General features: G+C 40.8%; 25 protein-coding genes and 2 pseudogenes. 4 read left to right on the top strand and 23 right to left on the bottom strand.

What is annotated here, in order from left to right; all coding sequences use genetic code 11:
* Window positions 1–184 precede the first annotated feature (184 nt).
* A complete protein-coding gene (locus ACQYAD_RS12215) occupies window positions 185–454 on the top strand; it encodes a hypothetical protein (protein WP_430238502.1) in 270 nt (89 codons plus the stop codon).
* A gap of 77 nt (window positions 455–531) precedes the next feature.
* On the opposite strand, the gene ACQYAD_RS12220 is transcribed toward ACQYAD_RS12215, so the two are convergent.
* The 8 genes from ACQYAD_RS12220 to ACQYAD_RS12255 form a co-directional block, all read right to left on the bottom strand.
* Entirely contained in the window at window positions 532–1125 is a 594-nt protein-coding gene (locus ACQYAD_RS12220; RefSeq protein WP_430238503.1) for a molecular chaperone TorD family protein, read from the bottom strand.
* A gap of 16 nt (window positions 1126–1141) precedes the next feature.
* Window positions 1142–4225: a molybdopterin-dependent oxidoreductase gene (locus tag ACQYAD_RS12225; protein WP_430238505.1), complete on the bottom strand. Its 3084-nt coding sequence runs from the start codon at window positions 4223–4225 to the stop codon at window positions 1142–1144.
* Window positions 4226–4229: 4 nt separating this feature from the next.
* Window positions 4230–5525: an NrfD/PsrC family molybdoenzyme membrane anchor subunit gene (gene nrfD / locus ACQYAD_RS12230; RefSeq protein ID WP_430238507.1), complete on the bottom strand. Its 1296-nt coding sequence runs from the start codon at window positions 5523–5525 to the stop codon at window positions 4230–4232.
* Between the two features lie 20 nt (window positions 5526–5545).
* Window positions 5546–6439, bottom strand: a complete 894-nt coding sequence (locus ACQYAD_RS12235) for a 4Fe-4S dicluster domain-containing protein (protein ID WP_430238509.1) — start codon at window positions 6437–6439, stop codon at window positions 5546–5548.
* A 16-nt stretch (window positions 6440–6455) separates the two neighbouring features.
* The gene (gene tatA / locus ACQYAD_RS12240; RefSeq protein WP_430238511.1) at window positions 6456–6662 is read right to left on the bottom strand and encodes a twin-arginine translocase TatA/TatE family subunit; all 207 of its coding nucleotides are present in this window, start codon (window positions 6660–6662) and stop codon (window positions 6456–6458) included.
* Between the two features lie 217 nt (window positions 6663–6879).
* Entirely contained in the window at window positions 6880–8214 is a 1335-nt protein-coding gene (locus ACQYAD_RS12245) for a sigma-54-dependent transcriptional regulator (protein ID WP_430238513.1), read from the bottom strand.
* Window positions 8215–10302 carry an ATP-binding protein gene (locus ACQYAD_RS12250; RefSeq protein WP_430238514.1) on the bottom strand — a complete coding sequence of 696 codons (2088 nt, stop codon included), beginning with the start codon at window positions 10300–10302 and terminating at the stop codon, window positions 8215–8217. It lies immediately after the preceding gene.
* Complete coding sequence (locus tag ACQYAD_RS12255; RefSeq protein WP_430238516.1) at window positions 10299–11309, bottom strand: ABC transporter substrate-binding protein; 1011 nt, start codon at window positions 11307–11309, stop codon at window positions 10299–10301. The genes ACQYAD_RS12250 and ACQYAD_RS12255 overlap by 4 nt, the downstream gene beginning before the upstream one ends.
* A 467-nt stretch (window positions 11310–11776) precedes the next feature.
* Between ACQYAD_RS12255 and ACQYAD_RS12260 the strand changes: the two are divergent.
* Window positions 11777–11980 (top strand): annotated as a pseudogene (locus ACQYAD_RS12260) (IS5/IS1182 family transposase); the annotation flags it as partial.
* On the opposite strand, the pseudogene ACQYAD_RS12265 reads toward ACQYAD_RS12260, so the two are convergent.
* The 3 genes and pseudogenes from ACQYAD_RS12265 to ACQYAD_RS12275 all read right to left on the bottom strand — a co-directional run.
* Window positions 11981–12277: pseudogene (locus ACQYAD_RS12265) on the bottom strand (transposase); the annotation flags it as partial.
* Window positions 12278–12509: 232 nt separating this feature from the next.
* Window positions 12510–13163, bottom strand: a complete 654-nt coding sequence (locus ACQYAD_RS12270; RefSeq protein ID WP_430238517.1) for a hypothetical protein — start codon at window positions 13161–13163, stop codon at window positions 12510–12512.
* Window positions 13164–13165: 2 nt separating this feature from the next.
* On the bottom strand, window positions 13166–13534 hold the full coding sequence (locus ACQYAD_RS12275) for a hypothetical protein (RefSeq protein WP_430238519.1): 369 nt from the start codon (window positions 13532–13534) through the stop codon (window positions 13166–13168).
* A 340-nt stretch (window positions 13535–13874) separates the two neighbouring features.
* Between ACQYAD_RS12275 and ACQYAD_RS12280 the strand changes: the two genes are divergently transcribed.
* Window positions 13875–14063: a hypothetical protein gene (locus tag ACQYAD_RS12280; protein WP_430238521.1), complete on the top strand. Its 189-nt coding sequence runs from the start codon at window positions 13875–13877 to the stop codon at window positions 14061–14063.
* Between the two features lie 127 nt (window positions 14064–14190).
* On the opposite strand, the gene ACQYAD_RS12285 is transcribed toward ACQYAD_RS12280, so the two are convergent.
* The 5 genes from ACQYAD_RS12285 to ACQYAD_RS12305 form a co-directional block, all read right to left on the bottom strand.
* Complete coding sequence (locus tag ACQYAD_RS12285) at window positions 14191–14760, bottom strand: peroxiredoxin family protein (RefSeq protein WP_430238523.1); 570 nt, start codon at window positions 14758–14760, stop codon at window positions 14191–14193.
* A gap of 19 nt (window positions 14761–14779) precedes the next feature.
* A complete protein-coding gene (locus ACQYAD_RS12290; protein WP_430238524.1) occupies window positions 14780–15409 on the bottom strand; it encodes a hypothetical protein in 630 nt (209 codons plus the stop codon).
* Between the two features lie 145 nt (window positions 15410–15554).
* Window positions 15555–16121, bottom strand: a complete 567-nt coding sequence (locus ACQYAD_RS12295) for a class I SAM-dependent methyltransferase (protein ID WP_430238526.1) — start codon at window positions 16119–16121, stop codon at window positions 15555–15557.
* A gap of 97 nt (window positions 16122–16218) precedes the next feature.
* Window positions 16219–16608: a DsrE/DsrF/DrsH-like family protein gene (locus ACQYAD_RS12300; protein WP_430238528.1), complete on the bottom strand. Its 390-nt coding sequence runs from the start codon at window positions 16606–16608 to the stop codon at window positions 16219–16221.
* A gap of 18 nt (window positions 16609–16626) precedes the next feature.
* The gene (locus ACQYAD_RS12305) at window positions 16627–17202 is read right to left on the bottom strand and encodes a sulfurtransferase TusA family protein (RefSeq protein WP_430238530.1); all 576 of its coding nucleotides are present in this window, start codon (window positions 17200–17202) and stop codon (window positions 16627–16629) included.
* A 195-nt stretch (window positions 17203–17397) separates the two neighbouring features.
* Here ACQYAD_RS12305 and ACQYAD_RS12310 point away from each other — a divergent pair, with 195 nt between their 5' ends.
* Complete coding sequence (locus tag ACQYAD_RS12310) at window positions 17398–19302, top strand: CoA-disulfide reductase (RefSeq protein WP_430238531.1); 1905 nt, start codon at window positions 17398–17400, stop codon at window positions 19300–19302.
* 35 nt (window positions 19303–19337) lie between these two features.
* Here the strand turns inward: ACQYAD_RS12310 and ACQYAD_RS12315 are convergent, their stop codons facing one another.
* From ACQYAD_RS12315 to ACQYAD_RS12345, 7 genes are all read right to left on the bottom strand, one after another.
* Window positions 19338–19721, bottom strand: a complete 384-nt coding sequence (locus ACQYAD_RS12315) for a DUF302 domain-containing protein (protein WP_430238533.1) — start codon at window positions 19719–19721, stop codon at window positions 19338–19340.
* Window positions 19722–19879: 158 nt separating this feature from the next.
* A complete protein-coding gene (locus ACQYAD_RS12320; RefSeq protein WP_430238535.1) occupies window positions 19880–20110 on the bottom strand; it encodes a glutaredoxin family protein in 231 nt (76 codons plus the stop codon).
* A 356-nt stretch (window positions 20111–20466) separates the two neighbouring features.
* A complete protein-coding gene (locus ACQYAD_RS12325; RefSeq protein WP_430238537.1) occupies window positions 20467–21255 on the bottom strand; it encodes a sulfite exporter TauE/SafE family protein in 789 nt (262 codons plus the stop codon).
* 63 nt (window positions 21256–21318) lie between these two features.
* A complete protein-coding gene (locus tag ACQYAD_RS12330; RefSeq protein WP_430238538.1) occupies window positions 21319–21546 on the bottom strand; it encodes a sulfurtransferase TusA family protein in 228 nt (75 codons plus the stop codon).
* A gap of 25 nt (window positions 21547–21571) precedes the next feature.
* On the bottom strand, window positions 21572–22693 hold the full coding sequence (locus tag ACQYAD_RS12335) for an MBL fold metallo-hydrolase (protein WP_430238812.1): 1122 nt from the start codon (window positions 22691–22693) through the stop codon (window positions 21572–21574).
* 176 nt (window positions 22694–22869) lie between these two features.
* The gene (locus ACQYAD_RS12340) at window positions 22870–23169 is read right to left on the bottom strand and encodes a rhodanese-like domain-containing protein (protein ID WP_430238540.1); all 300 of its coding nucleotides are present in this window, start codon (window positions 23167–23169) and stop codon (window positions 22870–22872) included.
* Window positions 23170–23184: 15 nt separating this feature from the next.
* Window positions 23185–23544: a rhodanese-like domain-containing protein gene (locus tag ACQYAD_RS12345; protein WP_430238542.1), complete on the bottom strand. Its 360-nt coding sequence runs from the start codon at window positions 23542–23544 to the stop codon at window positions 23185–23187.
* Window positions 23545–23550: the final 6 nt, after the last annotated feature.

A 23550-nucleotide genomic window follows, 5' to 3' on the forward strand; every position in this document is an offset into this window, starting at 1 on the left:
TATAAGAATTGGACAAATTTTCTTAAAATCCTTTAATTCCATTTATATAGATCAATAGAAAAATTTTTCATAAAGTTTATTGATTATTCTTTAAAAAAAGGCACATCTTGTAGATTCTTTCATTAGACAAGCTGTGCTCCATTTGCATTTATTATAGTAACTCGAATGAATGGAGGTGATTCGTATGTTTACATCCAGCTCCCATGTTTCCATTCCTAGATCTCCGGATGTAGTAACGATCCTCTGGTCAAGAAATCCGCTTCGTCCCCGCTCTTTCCGTACGATTGTGGATGCAACTGTTATCGGCAGCGCAAGCCCTTGTAATCGCTTTTTAAGAAGCGGTCAGCATTATGTTGACGCAAGGGATTGCTTATTGGCAAATGGTTTCCGTCTTGTCTCCCAGCAAAGAGTCGGCAGCGTTTATGGCGTTGCTGTATTTGTACGGCAGCGATAAGGCCAGACATTTTTGCAACTGTAGTATTATTTAAAGGAAAAACCGGTGTCTCCCTTTGGGTCACACCGGTTTTTTTCTTATAAATCGAATACTTCTTTTTCGAAAAATTCAGCAGAAAAGTTAATAAATTCTTTTAAAAATAGGTTCTGTATCTTGCCTTGGGCGGCCATTTTTATTCCTTTTTGCAGCGGGCGGACATATTGGTTTAAAATTTCGCTCCGGATATCCAAAAGCTGCTTCCGTTCATCGTGATTCTGATTTTTTTCAGTAGAGATTTCTTGTTGCAGGATCGCAGCGACAAAGATCGTTAAGCTCCCGATATGATCCGGGTAAAGCTTTCGCTCCAAAGGATAATAAAAACCAACCTTTTCAAAAATTCCAATTAAGCACAGCAACGCCTTGTTCGTTTCTTCTTTGTTCCCGCTCAATTGAGAAGAATACGTTGAAAAATACGGTGAAACAAAGTGGTCTGCAGGTATCGTAAAATGATTTTGATGCCACAGATCTACTTCCTCCCGGTCATAATGGGTGGAAAAGGGCAGCTGCGCCTTAAGCTCATCTGGCATTTTTGCCATAATCGATTCATATTGATCCCAATCACCCAACCACACAGTTGACAATATATTGATTAATGTGGCTGTTCCTTGCTTTACATCAAGCAACTCATTCACAAACACCAACTCCTTTCTATGCTTTCTTGATGTCGACAAACACATCTTGTTGTGCAGGGCCGCCGACAAGCGGATCAGCAAGAAACCCTTCAAAATAGCTGCTGTCCTTTTCCGTTAAGGCATTAACAGAGAATCCCTTGCCGCGTCCTCCGGCATACCCTGTTTCTTCATGAAGCGGTTGATTCATATCAAATGGAAGATGGCTGTATTTCTTCGGCGGTGCGATCGTTTTGTTGTCAATTTTGACATTTTCTGAACCGTATGCTTGATGGCCGAAGCTGAAATTGGCGCCAACCACACCCGGTTTGATGCCTGGTGTAACAAGTACTTTTGCTTTTACTTTTGCAGAGCTTGATTCGATATACACTTCATCCCCGGTTTTGACTCCTTTTTTGCGGGCGTCAGCGGGATTTACCCACAAATAATTTTCGTCGCGAATTTCCCTCAGCCATGCATTGCCAATTGTCCGGTGGGTTCCAATATTGCGCGATTTCCAGTTAATGAATTGAAAAGGTGCTTTTGTTTGATAGACCTCACCATTGTATTGAAGAATTTCCTCCACTTTTGGCAATCCTTCAAAAAATTTGCCTGTATACGCACTCTTAAAGCCAGCAGCTTTTTCATCGTAAAAATAAACTTGGTTCGCCAATTGATACTTCTGCATGTTGCCGATATATTCATCCCCTTGTGGCTCAAACCGGCCGCCGCGGTTTAACACATAGACTACTTTCTTCCACTCTTCCGGCTTTACAGCACTTTTTAAAACATTGATATCAAAGTATTTCCCCAACGCTTTTTTCCGTGCTTTTTCAAAAATAGCCAGTTCCTCATTGTTCGCATCCTGTACCGGCTTTTTGCCGTCAAACGCAATATTGGCAACCCGCTTGAGATAATAATCTTCAGGATGGTTCAGCGCCGAACCGTCAGGGAAGGCATGATCACCGACACCAGGTAGACCCATTCCTTTTAAAAGGTCGATATAAACTTGCTCAGTAGGTCTAGCATCTGGAACGATTCTTGTTACTGGCTGCACAACCCCGGCAAATTTATACTTAATCAGCGGAAAAATATCGTCATTGTTCCAGCTCTCCAAATAGGACAAATCAGGAAGCACGTAATCAGCATATTTGGTTGAGTCACCGATAACAATATCGGAGGAAACAACTAGTTCAACAACATCTGGATCTTTTAAAAACTTTTCCTGCATTTCAGAACGCGGACTATTTGTAACTGGAGAAGTTCTGCTAATCAACAATGCCCGGATTTTATACGGATAGCCTTCGGCTGCACTCGGCAGCACATCCTGAATTAATTTGCTTCCAAATGGATACCATGGTCTTCTTGCAGGATATCCGTCTTTGGCAAATAAACTCGTTTTTTCGTACGGAATGCCGTGGCGAGTGACTGGAATGCCCCATGCTTTATTCGCATTCGGAACCGTTAGCAAATCATAGCGTCCTTCTGTTGTCTTGAATTTCGCATTTAAGGTTGTATTGCCGCCCTTCCAATCATGGTTTCCCACGAGATGGTTTAACATATTGATCGCCCGGACGCTGTAGTAGCCATTGCCATGCATGGCTGGACCCCGATATGAATGAATGCCGACTTTTTTTCCGTGGGAAGTAAATTCACGGGCGATTTGCGTAATTTGCTCAAGCGGTACATCGCAAATGTTTGCATATTCCTGCATCGATTTTTCCATTACTTTTTCTTTAAAAAGAGTAAAGACAGATTTTACTTTTATACCGTTTATTTCCGTATTCACTTCAAGATCGCCGTTCACTGCCTTTGTATTTAGAGCTGGTGTACCATTTTGCATGACAACAAATTCGTCTGCACCCATTCCTACATCTTTGGCGCGCAAGAACGGTCGTTTCGGATCACCGATATTTACGAGAAAGGTTGCATCGCTCCAAGTTGTTTCACCGTCCCCAGCCGCTGCATCTTTATTTGGGTTACGCAAATACATGTCATCATATCGATTGTTTTCAATAATCCAACGGCACATCGCAAGGGCCAGGGCACCATCCCCGCCAGGTTTGACCGGCACCCACATATGGGCTTTCTCAGCTGTTTTACTGAAGCGCGGATCAATTACGACCATTTTCATGCCACGTTCAAGCGCGTTTGTCATTTGCGGGGCAAACGTTGTCGGTCCGCGATTGGCGGTCATTGGATTCGTTCCCCAGACAAGGACATATTCAGCATTATCATAATCCGGTATCATCCGTTTTTTAGGCTTAGTTGTATCGAATGAGCGAACCGTTCCGATCGCGCCGGTTACCCCGCATACACCACCATGATCATAGGCATTGATCGTCCCAAGGCTTCCATCTGTCAGCCGATTTATAAAGTCACGGCGATGGCCAGCCATTGTCACAATTTGATTGGATTTTGGACCGAGATCAGGATGGTTTGAATCAATTAACACATCCTTGTATTTTTGCGCAAAAGCCGCTTTATCCAACGTACCGGCTTTCACCTTTTCCCAATCACCCATAACTTGTTCTTTTGGTGCATACGCCCAAATTTGTTTTAAGCCAGGTGTCCCGAGATCTTTACTTCCTTCAAGAATTTCTTGATATGCTTGTTCCCAAGTGATCGTTTTCCAAACTCCGCTGCCCCGCTTGCCGACACGTTTTAAAGGTTTTTGGACGCGGTAGGCATCATAGGCCGTTTGGATGCCTGCCTGCCCTTTTAAACACGTCCGCCCGCCGCGGAAGCCGCGACCCAGTTTTGCCACGTCACCAGTGCCTTGAACAGCGGCTTTAACTGGAGTATCGTAGCTGATATGCCCGAATGGTACCATATTTAACGGACTGTATTGATTCCCGGCAATTTTTCGAACCAATGAGGAATAAGGACTTCCGGCACTTCCCGGCATTATATAGGTCTTGATTGTACATGCCGCATTGCATTGCTGGCATGAAGTAAAAATGACGTTTTCAGCCGTATAGTCTTGATAGTCTGTACCAATACCATGCGGTGTATCTGTCCACACTCCGCCGAACACTTGTTTGACAGGGCCGATGAATGCTGGCCCAATAACTGCAACTGCCCCAAAGGTTCCAAGGGCTTTTAAAAATCCTCTCCGGTTCATTTCCTTACTCATAGCTGTTCACATCACTTTCACTAGTTTCACTTTCCTCAATTGGAAAAAGTTTTTCACCCAGGGTGTAGATGATTAAACACATGGCAATCAGACCCAAGGTAGTGATCCATTCAGAAAGGTTTGGATAATAGTTCCCGTATGGAAGTCCATCAATGGTTGGAATTATAAGGCTTGGCACAACCATATTAAAGCGAACACCGACGATCCCAATGATTGTCATAATGGCAGCTGCCAAAATCCAGTAAATTGATGTTCTTGTCTTTTTGATAAATAAAATAATGAGCGGGAAAACCATGGCCAATCCCATTTGAAAGAGCCAAAAACTCCACCACCATGGTCCGGACATCATCAATTTAATGGTAGTAATTTCTTCATGCTGAAGACCGTAGAAACCAATTAAAAATTCATACCACTCCATCCCTAGCTCAATTGCCAAAAATAGGGCAAGCATGCTGCCAAGCGAGCGAACCATCGGCTTGTCGACCGGCCGGTTTTGCGCTTTGCTTTTTACTACATAAATAGCAATGGCAAGTGCTGTTCCTGAAACAAGTGCTGAAAGAACGAAAATGATGGGAAACAGTCCAGAGTTTAAAAATGGCCTTGCTTTTAAGACGGCAAAGATCGAACCAGTACCTCCGTGGACGCCAAAGATCGCTAGCGGAATGCCAATAATACCTAGAACTTTTAACACTTTTCGATCTCGCGTCAAATCCTCATTTGTAAAATCTGTTTTGTTCAAAACGAGCAGGCGGTAGAGCTTCGCTTTAAATCCATTGCCCTTGGAAATGTCAACCAAATCTTTTCTCATTGTTAAATACAGTTCCGACACAAGCAGCAGAATGTACACGATATAGAAGTGGATTTCCCATGACATCGTACTTGTCACGTTCCAATAAATAACCGAATTGAAAACATGGTCTGGCCGCCCGATGTCCAAAAAGATAAACGTAATCGCGGTAATCATGCTGACAATTGCCGATAATAGAGCAGAACGGCCAATTTTTTCGTATTGGGTCATTCCAAATCCGTACACGAGAGTGGAAAGCAAAAACGATCCTGCGCTCATCCCGATAAAGTAAATATAAAATGCAACCCATCCGCCCCATGGAACGGTATTTGATAGATTCGTAGACGACATTCCTTCTAAAAAATAGCCTTTTATAATGGAGTAGATTCCAATCGCAAAAATGACTAGCAATGATACCCACCAAATCTTTTCCAGTTGTTTATTCATACCAGCTGGCTTGATTTCAGTTTGCAGCCGGGCTGTTGAAATTTTGCTGTTCATGTTCTCACGCTCCTCTTTTGTTATCTTAAGTAAACGACTCGCGGCTGGGTTCCGAGTTCTTCTTTTAAACGAAATGCACGAGGGCTGGCCGCCAGTTTCGAAACCGTGCTGTTTGGATCATTAAAATCGCCGAAAAAGCGGGCATCGCCGATACAAGTTTCCACGCATGCCGGCTCTTCTCCGCGTTGCAGGCGATGATAACAGAAACTGCATTTGCGAACGGTTCCCTCTGGAATTTTGCCTTTTTTCCTTTCACCGCGGTCCATGCCGTATTCCGGGCTTGTGACATCATTGGCTCCCATCATTTCTTGTTCGTAGCTGTTGCCAAAATCATATGAGCGGGCGCCATATGGACAAGCAACCATACAATAACGGCAGCCAATGCAGCGGTCGTTGTCAATCGCAACAATGCCGTTCTCCATTTTGTAAGTCGCCCTTGTCGGACAAACTTGCGCGCACGGTGGTTTATCACATTGCATACACGGTCTTGGCAAATTTACAACTGAAATATTTGGGTAATCTCCGAGAACTTGTTCAAGGACAACATTATAGGACATCCCCGGCGGTGTTTTATTTTCCGCCTTGCATGAGACGGTACACGTATCACAGCCAACGCATTTGCGCAAGTCGATAACCATTCCCCATTTTGGTCCAGTCTCTTTTTTGCCTGATGTTGCCGGCGCTCCTGCATAGTCATTGCCAAACTCTTTAATTAGCGAGGAAGAATAGATTTTGTGGAAATCTTCAATTTTTAATTTACCATTGATTACTTTTCTGGCATCTCTCGCCATATTTAAACCTAACTGGGTGTCGTATGGCGATTGATCCAATTCCACTTTTCCATCTGGAAGAAGATCGTCAATCATATTTCCTAAACGGTTGATGTCGATGCCTGTGCCTGTTAAAAACCCCATTTTTATCATCCTTTCCTTACTTTTCTTTTTCTATTTTGACTGTTTCCTTTACCTCTTTGATTTCATCTGTAAAGTCCGCCGTCAATTCTTTTGTTGATTTTTTGAATTCTTTTAATGTTTGCCCGAATGCTCTGCCGATTTCCGGTAATTTCTTTGGTCCAAAGATAATCAATGCCAATGTAAGAATTAAAATCAATCCTGGGACTCCGATGTTTGATAACATAATTTACACTCCCTATTAAAAATTGTTTTGTCATTTATCTTATAATGCAAGAAGCGTGCCAACTTTGTATCATTTTTTCAAAACCCCTTTGATTCCCTGACATAACTTTTTTTCAGGAAAAAAAAAACGATAAAAAGGAAATAATTATTCCCTCTTTATCGTTTAGTTGTGCCATTTTGTCATGGGCATGCATTTGTTGGCATGTCATTTTGTCATATTAGCCACAGATGTCATATTGATTTATTTTCCGATATAAATTTCGGACGCTAATGCCCAAAACTTCAGCAGCTTTTGTTTTATTCCATTCTACTTGATTCAATACCCTTTCAATATGGAGTCTTTCCAATTCGTCCAGGCTGCAGAGACAGGGGACATCCGCAAATTCTGAACTTCGGGAATGGTTTGGCAGCAGCAGATCAGCTGCTTCAATTGTCTGCCCTTTTGACAGCAAGAGGCCTCTCTCTACGATATGATGCAGTTCACGGACATTGCCGGGAAATTCATACGACTGCAATTCTGCCATGGCATCAGCTGACATTGTTTTAGCAATGTCAGGCATGCTTTTTTTAATAAAAAAGTCAATCAGGAGTGGCAGATCATCCTTTCGCTCCCTAAGTGGCGGTATGGTTAATTTGACAACATTTAGCCGATAGTAAAGATCTTGGCGAAAATGGCCTGCTGCGACCTCCTTTTCCAAATCGCGGTTTGTGGCCGCCACTACTCTTACAGCAACTCTTCGCTCCCTGACATCGCCCACCCGGCGAAACTCGCCTGTTTCCAAAAATCGCAGCAATTTTACTTGAAGAACAAGCGGCATTTCCCCCAACTCATCTAAAAATAATGTACCTCCATTGGCCGCTTCAACAAGTCCTTTCTTATCCTGCGCCGCTCCTGTAAATGCCCCTTTCACATGGCCGAACAATTCACTCTCAAGCAGGTGTTCCGGAAGAGCACCCGAGTTAATTGCGACAAATGGTTCTTCGGCTCGGCTGCTCCAGTAATGGAGCGCTTTGGCAAACAGCTCTTTGCCCGTACCGCTCTCCCCTTCAATTAATACGGGAACATCGCTATCGGCAACACGTTCAGTCAGATGAAGAATTTCTTGAAAACGGCGATTTTGACCGACCATTTCAAAGTCGTTTTGCTTCTTAATAATTTTTCGCATGCTTTCATTTTTCTCTTTCAGCATTTTATTTTCGAGGGCTTTTGTAATGGTTAATTCCAATTCTGATAGATTATAAGGCTTTGCCAAATAATCAAAGGCGCCAACCTTCATTGCCTCGATCGCCGTCTCAATCGTGCCATGGCCGGTAAGGATTAATACTTGAACGTCTGGCTGAATCGATTTCGTTTCTTTTAATAACGTGATGCCATCCATTTTCGGAAGGCGGATGTCATAAATCGCGACATCATAGTAGTGTTTTTTTAATAAAGGAAGTGCATCCTCTGCTGTTAAAGAATAATCGACATTATAGCCCTTTCTTTTCAATCGGTGAACAAGTAGCTCTAGAAGATCTTCCTCATCGTCCACGACCAATAATCTCGCTGCCATTTAGTTTGCCTCCTTCAATGCAACTTTCTGGATTGGGATTCGAATTTCAACGAAAGTGCCGGCCCCTTGTTCACTTGTAATCTGAATCGTGCCGCCAAATTGCTGAACAATCCCGTAACATACTGAAAGCCCAAGCCCTGTACCTTTGCCGACGGGCTTTGTTGTAAAAAACGGATCAAAGATCTTTGACCTGATTTTCTCGGGAATTCCTTCCCCGGTATCACCAACAGATAGAACAAGATTGGTATTTTCCATGATTGCTTTTATCGTAATCGTACCTTCTTTTTTAAATGAGTCGATCGCATTATTCAGCAGGTTTACAAGCACCTGCATCAGCTTTAAACTATCACCGCTAAATGCGGGGATGGCCGGGTCGAACTCCACCTTAAGCGTCAAATTTTTCTTCTTAATCGTATGCTCTACAAGGCTGATAGCATCCTGAACGGTTTCTTTTAAATGAATCGAAGATTGGGACCAGCTTGTTTTCCGTGAAAAATTCAGCAGATTGCCCGTGATTTTCTTGCAGCGTGTTGTGTTATCCTTAATCTTCTTCATATAGTGGGCCATTTCGTCTTGATCCAGGCTTTTATCGCCACTTATCACCCTATCTAAAAGATCCTCTGCATAAACATTGATCGTTGTTAGCGGGTTATTGACTTCATGGGCAAAACTTGAGGCCATTAAACCAAGTGCCGCCAATTTATCTGTCTGAACAATCTTTTCCTCGATCTCTTTTTGCTCGGTAATATCTTCAATGAATAGTAGGTATTCGCCTTCGCCTTCGATTTTATTGTTTAATGGAAAGACGCGATGCCGATATATCCGCTTCCTTCCTCCAGCTCCTTCAAACGTGATCAGTTTATCTGCATTCCCGGAAATTCCCGGACAAGTGATCATGCAATCCTCGCAGGGACCGTTTGACGCACCAACAAGCGTATAGCAAGGCAGCTGCAATTGCTTTTCTTGAAGTAGTTCTTTAAGGAGCGGATTCATCCATGTGATCTTATAGTCATTTCTCACTAGTCCAAGCCCCGCTCCAATGCCGCTTAGGACAAGATTGAGCCGCTCTTTTTCCTGGTTGAGCCGAAGTGATTTTTCCTGAAGCTCCTTGCTCATATTATTAAAAGAATGAACAAGCATACCCAATTCATCGGTTTGCTCGAGTTTCAACGGTTCGAATTTCTCACCAAATTTCAGCTTTCGCATCGCCTTGTCAAGCTGAATGATCGGTTTTGTAAAATAAAGTCCAGCGTAAATGCTGATTAGACTGACCATTAGAGTTGCAATCGCAACAACGGTTAATCCATTTTGCATCATCTTATCAATCGGCTCGTAAGCAGATGATTTCGGCTGTTCCATCACAAGTGTCCAATCAAGGCCTTGGATTTTTTCTTTTACGCCTATTACCGAATTGTCGATCAAATCCGAATGTTTTTGCCATAGTTTGCTGTAATCTTGATGAGCAATTACTTTCCCGCGGTTATCCATCAAATAAAGATAGGAAGAATGATCTTGGCGAAGCGACGAAATTTTACCGATGATTTTTTGCAACTGAACAACAACGCCAAGTCCTTTCCGTTGGCCGTTTTCAAAAAAAGGGATCGCTAGCTTCATCACAGGCTGTCCAAACGAATTGAATTCCACATTGCCATATGTTCTTTCCTTTGTTTGGAAACGATACCACATATCGTCGGTATACCATCTCTCGTCTTTTTTCGCCAAGTTCAAGCTGTACCTCGAAATCCTTTTTTCAACAAGACCTTGGTGATTGGTGATGACAATCTCTTCAATTGAATCGCTTTGCTGCAATAATTCATAAAAAGCTCTGTTGTTTCGCTCTGTTTGGTTCATGATTGTAAACATTTGCATTTTCTGAAAGGTTTGATCCATTTCCAGTTTGATTTCAGCCGATAAATTATTTAAAATGAGAATTTGTTTTTCATTAATCCGTTTTTCCAAATCTCCTTTTGCATGGATAAAGTAATAATAGCTTAGGAGGATTAAGGGTAGTGACGACATTAGAATTCCGAATACAAGTACTTTATTGCGGATAGGCTGGGAGTAAATCCAGTTGGTTACAATTTTCATGGTTGTTCTACACCCGCTTTTTTGTCTGTCGTAACAAATTCGGCGATATACAGCAAATCTTTATTTAAAGGCAGCCCAAGAGAATTTTCCGTCATTTTGTTGACGATAAAGCGGTAACGATCCGGGAGTTCAACCGGGATATCACCTGGCTCGTTTCCTTTCATAATCAGGCTGACAAAGCGAGCCGCTTGATAGCCTTGATCCGAGAAACTTGCCCCGTAGCTGGCTAAGTATCCATGCCTTGCTTCATGTTCGTAAATTCCCATTGCCGGAAGATGGTATTGCTTTGTCAACTTCACAATCTTCCCGTTCATCATTTCAATCTTATAACCAGGTAGCAACAGTAGAGCATCGTTTTGCTTAAGGTCTTTTTGAAACTGATCCATAAACCCTTTTGCACTGACATTCCATTCCTTGATCGGGATGGATAACTGCCGGGATGCCACTTCCGCTGCTTTCAAACTTAACTTGCTAATATCAATGTTTGCATCATAAAGAATATGGACACGAGAAATGGAAGGTACGAGATCATGCAAAAGTTCAAGCCGTTTACCGGAGATGCTTGCCTGGTCATTGTTAATGCCGGTAAACGCACTCCCAGGCTTTTTATAGTTTTGAATCAGGCCGATTTCCTGCGGGGAAGCAACCCCTGCAAAAACCACAGGTACTCTTACCTTTTCTTTGTCCATCCATTTTTTTATTTCCATTGATTCAATTCCGCCAAGGGTAACAATAAGATCCGGGTGCAAATTGAGCAATTTCTTGGTTTGAGTCGTTAATTTTTTTGGGTCGTCTTTGGCATTTTTGACAATAAACTGAAATTCATTTGCTTTATATCCCAAATCGTTTAAACCTGCTTTTAACCCGGAAAGCTTTTCATATCGGCTGTTTCCGATCATTAAAATGCCAATTTTTGTTGGAGACTGTTTGGATGAATCGAAAAAACTGTATATGAAAAAAGAGATGGTGATAATACTTAATAAAAATAAATACCATTTTACTTTCATTCGATAGTGCACCTTTCCGTTTGGTTTACACTATAACTATATAAAATAAATTGCTATACCGACCGGGGAAAATAAGATAATTTCATGAACGTTTTGCTTTGAAAGTACCTTCTTTACCGGGCAAAAACCGCCCGGTCCTTTTTAGTTTGGCGGATAAACGGGGTCTGTTGATTTCCGCTCCAGGCACTCGCTTTCCGGGGGGCGTTCGCCGAGCCTCCTCGTCGCTAACGCTCCTCGAAAATGCATCCGCATTTCCTTCGTGCGATGTTATTTCTGGGAAGCTTATTCAAAGTCCTGCGGGGTCTCGCCTGTAACGCTAATCCCCCAGGAGTCGGCGCCTTCCGCTCCAATCAACAGAGTTCTTTTTCTTAGGCTGAATTTTTAAAAGGTATAATTTCTCATTAACTTAGAGGCTTATGCCTTTTTTTCTGTATAATTATAGTATCAATTTTTAACGGGTGGGTTCCATGATACAAAACCAACAATCAATCATTTTCAGTCCGTATTTGGATATTTAAGAATTAGTTGTTCCTAAGGATAATCTTTTGCGTAAAATTAACGATTTGGTCGATTTTTCTTTTGTTTATGACGAACTAAAAGATAACTATTGCCATATTAATGGTCGAAATGCTATCGACCCTATTCGTATGTTTAAATATTTATTACTCAAATTTCGCAAATACGATTTTTACAGATGTCCCGTTTGCCATTTCGGTATGAATGGAACGGAGAATTCCTTTCTTTGATTTTACGGGCTGAGCGAGACGATAAAGCTGCTTTAATGAAACTAACTGCTCTCCTACGGAGTAACACTGTTTGGTCTCTTTTACCATCCCTATAACAACTAATCCATGTTCTACAATCGCTTGAACAAGCGGAGGTAAGGTAAACCAAGAATCCATAAGGACATAACTTGCGTCAATCCCATTTGCCAGTGCACGTTTGATCATCGCTGGAATCTGTGATGGAGGACACATTATTTTCAAATTAAACTTTTTAACTAAAATAGGAATTTTTAACGTACGTTTGTCCAATGAAATAAAACCGATGGTTCCTTAACTTAGGAAAAATCAGCTTTTATCATTTCAAAATTAGCTTAGCGTACGTTTTCCGCGTTTTGTTGGTGGGATCCCTATCTTAGCTATGGCTACTGGGCACGCAAACAAAAAAAGCCGTCTTGGGGACGACTTTCGTTAGTAATCATTGAAGGATTTCAACGTTGGCTTCCGAAACTAATTTTTCCTGTTGTTGCTCCCACGCCTTATTTAAATCAGCATCAGAGATACTATCATTTTTCGCTTTTTCTTCCATATAGAAATTTTGCTTTAACTTCCCTATTTTTAACGCCTTTTGATATGCCGGGGTTGCATATTGACTCCAATACTCATCTTCTGTTATTCCTAAAGAAGACGTATAATCCTTGAGGAATTGTTGAGTTTGTGGATCTTTTGCTTCAGCTACAGCTTGTTTCATCTTATCAGCAAAAGCTTTTGCTTCATCTGAACTCACATTAAAATTTTGTTTATCTGCTTCTTGTTCTAAAACTGATTCTTTAATAAATTCACCTTTGATTTCCTCATCACTTAAAACTGGTTGACTATTATTTCTTTGAATCACATTTTTACTTTCCTTATAAGCAAGGAAATCCGTATTTTCATATGTCTTATTATTAATCTTTACAAAAGGTTTCTTGTCTTTCGATTTTGTAATTTGGTGTTCTTGAACTAGATTTGAAAAGGCATTTTGACTAGCTGTCTGATCGGCTTTTGTGGTTGAAGAAGCATAAAATACAGCAGAAATACCAAGTCCTGCAACCAAAGCAGCTGTAATTATTATTTTTTTTGATTTTATCATTCTTAATCCACCACCCCTTCTGTTAAATCACCTGTATAAGCCCCTGGTGTTGTGCTACCGCTAATATATGAAGCATAACCAATAGCTTTGTATGTACTTGAATCAACCAAGTCGGTATTAGGCTTATTGGCATTAAAATCGGTTAGATCAGATGGGTTTTTAATATAACTTGGACTTAAAGGCAGTGAATGTGTAAATACATAAGAACCATTCTTATAATATTTGATCGAACCAGCATTTACCGAAGCTCTAAATGGTAATTGTGCTCCTCCAGGAATAGTTGTATAAATATCTTCATAGGTAACAATTTTGCCAGGATAACTGACTGTAATGTTCATGTCCATAGTTATAGATAGTGCAAAAGGAACCAATACACCTCCGACGCAGCATATACAACAAATCCTTCTGTATCATGAGTTACATTGGTGTGAGTTGAAGCAGAGGCAAAGGCTGGTAGTGAGAAAGAAAATACGGCTGCCAAAATTAGACTTAAAACCTTGGACGTAAATTTCAAAGAATATCCCTCCCTTATTTTATAATTTAAATATGTCATAAAAGTCTGGAAAGGTAATGATACAAATTTCCTAGTTTTATGTTGGAATTACCAAATATTGAATAAATGTCAATAAATATTCACATTTCTTATTTATCCCTAATTTTTACACAACATTGGGGAGTATATGTTAAAATAAAAGTAAACGGGGTGATGATATGGGAGATGAAAAGCAACCCAATAATGATGTCATAGACCATTTCAATAGGATTGAGGGGAATGCCACTGATCCTGCAAATACAAAACTAAAAAATTCACCAAAGCCTATTAAGTATTTTGGTTATTTTGCTATTTCTTTCTTTGTAATAACATTTTTAGTAATATTTATTTTAAATATAATGAAGTGAAAATCGGAAAATAAGAACTATCAGCAGAAAATAAAATGATATCACGAGGTAATGAACAGACAAATCTTTATTACAATCTATATTAAACAAATAAAACATGGCTGCAATCATGCGCCATGCTTTTTTATTAATTGATATTTGAAGTTAATTGGATCATTGTGTCTTTGTTCATCGGACCAACGATTTTTTCGCGAATGACTCCTTTTGTGTCAATAATATAACTGGTTGGGATGGTGAAGGCTTGGTAAAGATTTCCCACTTCTCCCTTTTTATCCAACAGAACCGGGAACGTTAAACCATAATCAGCAATAAATTTGCTGACATCGCTTGGATTTTTTTCACTTGTTGTTAAGTTGACAGCTAAAACTGTAACCCCTTTTGAATGGTATTCCTTATAAAATGCCTCCATATGCGGCATTTCTGCTTTACAGGGCGGACACCATGTAGCCCAGAAATTCAAGATCACTTTCTTTCCGCGGTAATCGGACAGCTTAGCCGTTTTTCCATCCGCCGTCTCAAGACTAAAATCAGGAGCAAGATTTCTTTTTTCAATTCCCGTTTTCACGTTTGCTGCAGCGCTCGTTTGCTGCGATTGCCTGATTGTTTTTTCTGTTTCCTGTTTCTTTGCTTGATTGGTGTAAATCCCCCACCCAAGCAACCCTGCTAAAATAACAATAATTGCGACATTTTTCCACATACGGTTCAACTCCTCTACATCATTGGCGAAAAGATTTTTTCAAAAAAAGCAGTAGCACAATTAAAATAGCATAGAAGCTATATTCATAGCTCGAATTCTTTCCAGGTTGTTGAAACAGGTTTAGAAGAATGAGCTGATAGAGGGCAAATCCGATCGCAAAAGAATAAAAAGGTGTTCCTTTTTTTAAAACAAAAAACCAAACCAACACGACTGCTGAAAATACAAGGCTGAAAATGGATTCCCATTCGGGACGAAAGAACAAGGAAGTTAGATGAAAAATGGAATATGAATACAAAACATAATAGAAAAAAGCCGCTATCCTTTCACGGATCAGAACTCGCTTTCGTTTTGTTTCCCAAAAAAAGTATCCACTAGCACAAGCAATCGCAAGCCAATAACCAAAATCGCCACCAGTAAAATACAGCAATGACAATGGGTGTTCGATGACTAGACTCGGTTCAATGAGGAACAGGCTCAGCTTCAAAACAGCCACACCAACCAATAAACCATTAGAAATGCTGTCATAGACAATCGATGAAAAAGGCGGTTTTTTATGTAATTTTAAAATCAAGAAACTAAGCAGCAAAGCAGCTATCAAGCTTAACCATTTGACTGGAATGGTGATGGTGCCAAACGAAACATAATCCATGGTATCCCCCATAAGACGAGAAAAATATGTATGTAAATTATTGTATCCCCCTAGAGGTATTTCGTAAAGATAAAAACGTTTAATTTTTTTGAAAAACAAGCAAGAGGCTCAACTCCTTGGTTAGCCTCTTACTTTTTTCATTTGCTTAGTCTGCACTTAAAAGCAATGCATATACTTGCTCATTGATTTGGTGAACATCCCCATGTAGTCCATTCGCTTCAAATACCTTTTTTAATTCCGCAGAAGGAATTCGTTCATGAAGAGGCGGGCCACTTTCCGACTCGACGACATCCCATTCTAAAATTAAAATTTTTCCGGAAGGTTTCATTATTCGTTTCAGTTCCTCAATCATTTTGTCCAGATGCGGAACTTCGTGAGTAACAAATGCAATTAACGCTTTGTCTGAAGATTGGTTTTCGAGTGGAATTTCCTCGAGGTTTCCTTCTAAATAGACAATATTCGTGGCGTTTTCGTTTGCAGCATGCTCTTTTAAAAGAGCCAGCATTTTTGGTTCAATGTCAACGGCAAATACTTGTTTTTCTGTCCTATGCGCCATCGGTACCGTAAAATAACCATTGCCAGCGCCCAAGTCAGCAATCGTATCAGACGATTTGATCTCAAGCAGATTGATGACAGTATCAGGTGTAATAAGCTCCCGTCTCTTCGGATCGAGTAATTTTCCTGCTTTGTCAGGATTAAAGCGATGTCCCACGTGAATGCTCCCCCATTTCAATAAATTTTAACAAGCGAAACGAATTTAATGCTTAAAAAATTATTATTCATCCTTATTTAGGGTTAGAGATCCTTTATTAGAACGACAATGTAATGTCTGCGTCGCTTGCAAAATGCAAGAAAGATGCTGCGCCGCCCACTTCAATTCCGTCAACAAAATGATCTTTTTCAAGGTTCATGACGTCCATTGTCATCTGGCAGGCAATCATTTTTACACCCAAATCTTGCGCCATTTCAACTAATTCTTCTATGGAAGGAACATTTGCCTGTTTGAAGCCTTCCTGGAAATGCTCTTTACCTGTTGGCAGCGGCAGCTGTTTGTATGCTTCTTTATGGATTAAATTCAGTCCTTCAAAGGTAAAAAAGATTCCTACCTCCGCATCGGTTGCAGCAGCTGCAGTTGCAATGTTAAACACTTTATAGGCATCAAATAATTCGCCGTTTGCGGCAATAATCGCTACTTTCATTTTGTTCATTCCTCCTGATTATTCGTTCGTTGTTTCAATTGGCCCTGTCCAATCCTTCATGCCAGGGATAACGTTTTTGATGGTAGTAAATCCTTTTTCTGAAAGTTTTTTCGCTGCAAGGTCACTTCTTGAACCCGAACGGCAAATAATGTGCAGTTCTGCGTCTTTGTTCAGTTCCTCAAAACGCTCTTCCAATTCTCCAAGCGGAATCGAAATGGCTCCTGGAATGTGACCAAAAGCGAATTCCGCTGGCTCACGGACATCAAGAATCGTTATTTTTTCGTCGCCATTCAGCTTGTTTAGCACTTCTTCTAATGTAGCAACATGTGGATAAGAAGCTTCTTCAGATGTTTCGCTTTCTGAAGCTTTACGAACATAATGCTTTAGGACGCCATCTTCTTCGATTGTACCCAAATATTGATGTCCGGTTGTTTCAGCCCAAGCTTTTAAATCTGCCTTTGATCCCTTATCTGTTGCCTGGATTTCCATCACTTGTCCTGGTTCTAGTTCGTTCATTGCTTTTTTTGTTTTGACAATTGGCATGGGGCAAGCAAGACCCTTTGCATCTAAAACTTTGTTTGTTGTTAGATTCATCCAATTATCCCTCCTTCTTTGTTAGTATTTATGGAATGTGAAAAACCATACTAGGGATTTTTCACTTAGTTTCTAATATACCCCTAGTGGTAATCTGCTGTCTATAAAAACGCTTGTGATAATTGTCACAGACCAAAAATTTTTTTCATGATACTATACCCCCATAGGTATTTAATTTTAGGGAGGTACAGACAAATGACAAAGAAAATTTTGATTGTCGGCGGAGTCGCCGGGGGTGCTACCGCAGCTGCAAGATTAAGAAGATTGGATGAAACATCAACGATTGTTCTTTTTGAAAGAGGCGAATATATCTCTTTTGCCAACTGCGGACTTCCCTATTATATTGGGGAAACGATTAAAGAACGGCAAAAATTATTGGTTCAAACGGTTGAAGGCATGAGTGCCCGTTTTAAGCTTGATATTCGAAATTTATCAGAAGTAATAAAAATCAATCGTGACCGAAAAACAGTCACAGTAAGAAATAGTAGAAATAATGAGGAATACGAAGAAAGCTATGACACGTTGATACTTTCTCCGGGAGCAAAGCCAATTTTTCCACCTATTGAAGGGGTTTCAGAGGCAAACAATGTATTCACGCTCCGCAATATTCCTGATACTGACCGAATTAAAGGTTATGTTGACAATGAACAGCCAAAAAGAGCCGTTGTGGTCGGCGGCGGTTTTATTGGCTTGGAAATGGCGGAAAACCTTGCTGAACGCGGTGTTGAGGTAACAGTCGTCGAAATGGCGAACCAGGTAATGGCACCTCTAGATTATGAAATGGCCGCAATTGTCCACGCTCACTTGCGGGCAAAAGGCGTGAAATTAATTTTGGAAGACGGCGTAAAAGCGTTTCGCGATCAGGGAAACATCATTGAACTCTCAAGCGGCACTTTGCTGAATACGGATATGACGATTTTATCCATCGGCGTTCGTCCAGAAAACCAATTGGCTGTTGAAGCCGGGTTAAAGGTCGGTGAGCGCGGTGGTATTCAAGTCAATGAGTATTTGCAAACAAACGATGAATCGATTTATGCGATTGGCGATGCAATTGAAGTAACCGATTATATTAACGGCAGCCCAGCAATGATTCCTCTTGCAGGTCCTGCTAATCGCCAAGGGCGGATTGTTGCCAATAATATTTACGGGAAAGCAGAAAAATACAAAGGGACACTCGGAACTTCTGTTGCGAAAGTATTTGACCTTACCGTTGCCGCGACAGGAAACAATGAAAAACGTTTGAAGCAGTTAAACATGGAATACAAAGCTATCCATCTGCACCCGGGTTCCCATGCCGGCTATTATCCCGGGTCTGCCCCGATTGCCTTAAAATTATTGTTTGCCCCGGATACAGGCCGGATATTGGGCGCGCAGGCGGTTGGAGCTGATGGTGCAGATAAGCGGATTGATGTCATTGCCACAGCAATTAAAGGTGAATTGACGGTATTCGACTTGACTGAAGTTGAACTTGCATATGCACCACCCTATTCTTCAGCAAAAGATCCAGTCAATATGGCCGGATATGTAGCATCGAATATTCTTACCGGTGAAGTGGACACGGTACAATGGCATGAAATTGATGAAATTGTTGCCCAAGGCGGCTTTTTAATCGATGTTCGAGAGCCGGTAGAAAGGAAGATGGGCTTTATTAATGGTTCTATTAACATTCCTTTAAATGATTTGCGCGATCGCCTAAATGAGCTGCCAAAAGATAAAACCATCCATATTACATGCCAAGTGGGACTGCGCGGTTACCTGGCATCAAGAATTCTTGCGGAAAACGGCTTTGCAGTCAAGAATCTCGACGGCGGCTGGAAAACGTACTCGGCTGTTTTTAAACAGGATAGTACTGCTGGAAAAGCTTCTGATCAAGAATTTGATGCTGCTGTAGAGGTGGCGGTTACGGGTCTTACATGTCCGGCCCCAAGCCAGGAAGTTGCCTCCAATATGGAAAAATTAAAAGAGAATGAGATCCTGTTAGTTTCATCCACGGACTATTCGTTTATTAAAGATGTCGGCAACTGGGCGGACAACAACCATCACACTGTTCTTAAAACGGTCAACGAAGGACAATTAAACAAAATGTTCATTCGGAAATAAGCAAAAAACTCGCCAAATTGGCGAGTTTTTTATTTTTATTTAGCTTTTTCAATGCTTGCAATCAGACGTTGCTCAATGTCTTTTGCAACACTTGTCAGTTCTTCATCTGCAACCATGCTAATCAATTGTGTTGGTTTTGGCATGCCGATTTTTGTTTTGTTTTGATCTTCATAAACCACGATTTTACATGGTAAAAAATAGCCGACAAGGCTGTTGGCAGTCAATACTTTTTTAGCCTCGTTTGGGTTGCACACTTCTAGAACAACAAACTCTTTATCAAGTTCAACACCTTTTTCATGAAGCTTGTCCTTAATATTAAACTGCCATTGAACACCAAATTTTTCTTCCTTCAAAGCCTCTGTAATCGAAGAAATAGCTTCCTCAATTGACTTGCTTGTTTCGACTGTGTAATGGAACATCCTCAATCAACTCCTTCAATTTTTAAACTATTGCTGTTTAGATAATTATAGCCAAGTTAAAACAATAAGGTGACACTGATATTATCCTACAGCCAATAAGAAACACCAAATGATCTGCTCGAAAAAAGAGAGCCGAGGCCCTCTTCTTCCATCCATTACTATCTGACAAATTGCATGATTCTATCCGGATCATAGCCGAGAACCCATTGGCCATTGACTTCGATTTGCGGAACGCCTAATTGGCCTGTTGTTTGAACAAGGCGGTTTGCAGCAGCCTGATCAAGGCCAACATTTACTTCTTTAAACGGCAGCCCTTGTGTATTTAAGAAGTTTTTCACCATCGTACAATACGGGCAAGTGCTTGTTGTATAAACCGTAATTTGATTCATGCTTAACGCTCTCCTTTAAATTAGATTATAAAATACCCCCACAGGTATATTCTATGTATTAAAGATAAAATTGTCAACAAAAGTCTAGGATAAAAAAGCGGAACCAGTTACAAAACTGGTTCCTTTTTAAAAAAAGATATGAATGCCTTTATAAATAAGGTAAATGACTCCTGCCAGGAGCCAGACAAATGTACCGGGTCATATCGGAATTTTTGGTTTAACACGATTCCCATCATTCACGGCCGCATTTGTCCTACCGATCCCTCAGGAACCTGTTGAACATTCAGCCGCTTGTTTTTTTTCTTCTTCCATTTTAAAAGGCCTCCTCCATGTAGGATTGATCTATTTATCTTTCCTTAAAACCATGTTTGAAAAATATTTACCCAAATTTTAATCGCGGTTGCTCCAATTAATACAGCAAGAATCGCTTGCAGGATTTTTGTGTTCATCTGCTTACCGGTTTTTGCACCAATCGGCGACGCGATTAAACTTGCGATTACAACAATAATCGAAGGCAAAATTTCAACCTGCCCTGTCGTTACCTTTCCGACTGTAACACCTATGGAAGAAATAAGCGTAATCGCAAGGGAAGAAGCAATGGTAATCCGAATTGGAATTTTTAGCACTGTCAACATAATAGGCACAAGCAAGAAAGCCCCGCCTGCTCCAACGATCCCCGCGGCAATTCCGACAAGAAACGCCAGCCCCCCGGCAAGCCCTTTATTTATTTTTAGCTGTTCTGCCGGTTGCTCTTCAACGCTTTTTCGGGGAATGAACATTAGAATAACCGCAATGACTGCAAGAATTCCATATACGAGATTAATTCCTTGTTCAGACAATAAATGGGAGCCATAGCCGCCTACGAAGCTGCCAATTAGTACACTTATTCCCATTGTCAAAATGACCGTCTTATTTAAATAGCCGCTTTTTCGATAAATAAGTACGCCGCCGATTGTTGCAAAGAACACCTGGACGGCACTGATTCCCGAGACTGCATGGGATGTAAACGCCGCAAAACCCAACAGCGGCGGAACATACAGCAACATTGGAAAATTGATAATCGCTCCACCAATCCCAACCATCCCGGAAATGAACGAACCGATAAAGCCGATGAGAAACAATACAAGAATATAGGTCCATTCCATGGCAAGACCTCCCAAAACACAGAAAGGCACTTAGAGTGCCGGTTCTGTGCAATTTATTTTCATTTATGCTTTTTTAATCCAAAATTTGAAAACATCATTTTCATCTTCTGTTTTAACTAATTCGTGTCCAGTTGAATTAGTCCATGCAGCCAAATCCTTTTTTGCCCCTTTATCGGTGGCGTGGATTTCTAACACTTGACCTGATTCAAGTGTGTCAATCGCTTTTTTTGTTTTTACGATTGGCATTGGGCATGCTAATCCCTTTGCATCTACAATTTTATCAGAATTCATTTATAGTATCCCCTTTGCTGTTTGATTAATGAGTGTGATGAAGGGCGCAACGGTTTGGCCCGATTTCAAGTTCTTGTTTCTTTTCTTCATCTGCAGTCATATTACCGCGGTTAATCGCAACGATTTCTTCAAAATTTGGCGGGGTTTCGCTGTTTGCATTCGCAACAACTTGTTCAATAAACTCAGCCTTCACTTTTGTTTGCATCATTTCATTACGGGCGCGAATGTTTCCAAGTGTATCCCCAACAAAACCATGCTCATTCATTTCATCGTCAAGACTCGCGTAATGTCCAGGAAGAACAATGACATCATCAGCGATTTTTGCCACTTTTTCAAAAACAGTATCATATAGGTCTTCTGCCCACTCAGCTGCTTTTCCACCTAAGTCCGGACGACCCAAGCCGCCGACAAAAATGGTGTCTCCAGCGAACAAAAGCTTGTTGTTAACGAAGAACGAAACACTGCCTGGCGTATGGCCCGGTGTTTTCACAGCAAGCACTTCAAGACTCACTTTTTCAAATTCAATGTTGGTGAAATTTTCAAGCGGGTTGAAATCAAATACTGCGCCCTCGCTCTTCATTAAGTAATACTCGGCACCAACCCGGTCTGCAAGTTCTTTACCACCTGAAATATGGTCTGCGTGCAAATGAGAGTCAACAATATGAGTAATTTTTACTCCCTCATTTGCTGCGACTATTTCGTAAACATCTAGGAAGCGAGATGCATCAACAACAAGCGCTTCTTCTCCGGAGATCACCATGTACGAAAGACAACCTTTTCCAACACGGATAAATTGATACACTTTTACGTTCTCATCTTTGTATACTTCTGCTTTATATAAATACTCACTCCAGGACTTCATTCCGCCTGATAAATAAGCAAGATTTTCAACTCCAGCTTCTTCTAAGCTTTCAGCAACAAACTTTGACGAACCTTCCTTTGCACAGACAACAAGAATTTGTTCATCTTTTGGCAGCTGATCAAGGATATGATCGACTCCATCAATCAAATCAAAATAAGGAATATTAATCGATTGTACTGCTTCGCCTTCAATTTTCCAATCTTTATAATCACTTTCATTGCGAACATCCAAAATAAATAAAGGCTTTTTATTCACAACCAAATTGGCTACTTCTTCTGCAAGCATTGCTTTTAATGTCAAATTATTTACCCCCTGTGGTATTAATACTGTTATAAAATCCCCATCCGAATCGTTAATGAATGAACAATCGTTATTTGCTTAACTGTGTTTTCAATTAACGCCAACCAAGCTGGCAGTCATCCGCCCCATCCCCCAATGGGACGGATGATTAATCTTTTCAATTATGCTTCAACTTCGCCTTCCCAAGACATCATGCCGCCTGTCATGTTGGTTACATTGAAACCATAACTTTCTAAGAAACGGCAAGCTTGAGAGCTTCTTGCACCAGAACGGCATACCATAATGTATTCCTTCGATTTATCTAAGTCTTGCATACGGAACTCGATTAGTCCAAGTGGAATGTTTACCGCTGATGGAATTTTTCCAAAAGCAACTTCATGGGTTTCGCGAACATCAATAATATTTAACTGTTCACCTTTGTTTAATTTTTCTTCTACTTGTTTTGCTGATATAGTTTTCATTTTACCTTTCTCCTCCTATCGCCAAGCACTCATGCCGCCCTTGACGTTTGTTATATTTTTAAAACCTAAATTTTTTAGGATTTTTGCAGCTCTTGCACTTCGCATTCCGCTTTGACAAATGACAACTACTTCCCTATCCTTAGATAAGGTAGAGGCTTTGTTTGGCAGCTGATCAAGCGGAATGTTTTTAAAACCTTTAATCGAGTTGCCTTTAAATTCTCCAGGCGTACGAACATCGACAAATTGCTTATTTTTATCAGCGAGTTCACCCTTCAACTGGGCGGTTGTAATCGTGCGAACGCCTTTTACGGGACGAAGACGCCAAACAAGAAGTCCAATCAGTAGTACGATCATTATGATAGTTCCTGTATTCATATTACT

Origin of the sequence: Neobacillus sp. SM06 (genome assembly GCF_050496765.1) — a bacterium.
Lineage (GTDB): Bacteria > Bacillota > Bacilli > Bacillales > Cytobacillaceae > JAEVLT01.

What these genes read in the sequence shown, in the direction of transcription:
- ACQYAD_RS12215 (WP_430238502.1), top strand. Translation starts at nt 185, where the DNA reads ATGTTTACATCCAGCTCCCATGTTTCCATTCCTAGATCTCCGGATGTA.
- ACQYAD_RS12225 (WP_430238505.1), bottom strand. Translation starts at nt 4,225, where the DNA reads ATGAACCGGAGAGGATTTTTAAAAGCCCTTGGAACCTTTGGGGCAGTT.
- nrfD (WP_430238507.1), bottom strand. Translation starts at nt 5,525, where the DNA reads ATGAACAGCAAAATTTCAACAGCCCGGCTGCAAACTGAAATCAAGCCA.
- ACQYAD_RS12235 (WP_430238509.1), bottom strand. Translation starts at nt 6,439, where the DNA reads ATGGGGTTTTTAACAGGCACAGGCATCGACATCAACCGTTTAGGAAAT.
- tatA (WP_430238511.1), bottom strand. Translation starts at nt 6,662, where the DNA reads ATGTTATCAAACATCGGAGTCCCAGGATTGATTTTAATTCTTACATTG.
- ACQYAD_RS12245 (WP_430238513.1), bottom strand. Translation starts at nt 8,214, where the DNA reads ATGGCAGCGAGATTATTGGTCGTGGACGATGAGGAAGATCTTCTAGAG.
- ACQYAD_RS12250 (WP_430238514.1), bottom strand. Translation starts at nt 10,302, where the DNA reads ATGAAAATTGTAACCAACTGGATTTACTCCCAGCCTATCCGCAATAAA.
- ACQYAD_RS12255 (WP_430238516.1), bottom strand. Translation starts at nt 11,309, where the DNA reads ATGAAAGTAAAATGGTATTTATTTTTATTAAGTATTATCACCATCTCT.
- ACQYAD_RS12270 (WP_430238517.1), bottom strand. Translation starts at nt 13,163, where the DNA reads ATGATAAAATCAAAAAAAATAATAATTACAGCTGCTTTGGTTGCAGGA.
- ACQYAD_RS12280 (WP_430238521.1), top strand. Translation starts at nt 13,875, where the DNA reads ATGGGAGATGAAAAGCAACCCAATAATGATGTCATAGACCATTTCAAT.
- ACQYAD_RS12285 (WP_430238523.1), bottom strand. Translation starts at nt 14,760, where the DNA reads ATGTGGAAAAATGTCGCAATTATTGTTATTTTAGCAGGGTTGCTTGGG.
- ACQYAD_RS12290 (WP_430238524.1), bottom strand. Translation starts at nt 15,409, where the DNA reads ATGGATTATGTTTCGTTTGGCACCATCACCATTCCAGTCAAATGGTTA.
- ACQYAD_RS12300 (WP_430238528.1), bottom strand. Translation starts at nt 16,608, where the DNA reads ATGAAAGTAGCGATTATTGCCGCAAACGGCGAATTATTTGATGCCTAT.
- ACQYAD_RS12305 (WP_430238530.1), bottom strand. Translation starts at nt 17,202, where the DNA reads ATGAATCTAACAACAAACAAAGTTTTAGATGCAAAGGGTCTTGCTTGC.
- ACQYAD_RS12310 (WP_430238531.1), top strand. Translation starts at nt 17,398, where the DNA reads ATGACAAAGAAAATTTTGATTGTCGGCGGAGTCGCCGGGGGTGCTACC.
- ACQYAD_RS12315 (WP_430238533.1), bottom strand. Translation starts at nt 19,721, where the DNA reads ATGTTCCATTACACAGTCGAAACAAGCAAGTCAATTGAGGAAGCTATT.
- ACQYAD_RS12320 (WP_430238535.1), bottom strand. Translation starts at nt 20,110, where the DNA reads ATGAATCAAATTACGGTTTATACAACAAGCACTTGCCCGTATTGTACG.
- ACQYAD_RS12325 (WP_430238537.1), bottom strand. Translation starts at nt 21,255, where the DNA reads ATGGAATGGACCTATATTCTTGTATTGTTTCTCATCGGCTTTATCGGT.
- ACQYAD_RS12330 (WP_430238538.1), bottom strand. Translation starts at nt 21,546, where the DNA reads ATGAATTCTGATAAAATTGTAGATGCAAAGGGATTAGCATGCCCAATG.
- ACQYAD_RS12335 (WP_430238812.1), bottom strand. Translation starts at nt 22,693, where the DNA reads ATGCTTGCAGAAGAAGTAGCCAATTTGGTTGTGAATAAAAAGCCTTTA.
- ACQYAD_RS12340 (WP_430238540.1), bottom strand. Translation starts at nt 23,169, where the DNA reads ATGAAAACTATATCAGCAAAACAAGTAGAAGAAAAATTAAACAAAGGT.
- ACQYAD_RS12345 (WP_430238542.1), bottom strand. Translation starts at nt 23,544, where the DNA reads ATGAATACAGGAACTATCATAATGATCGTACTACTGATTGGACTTCTT.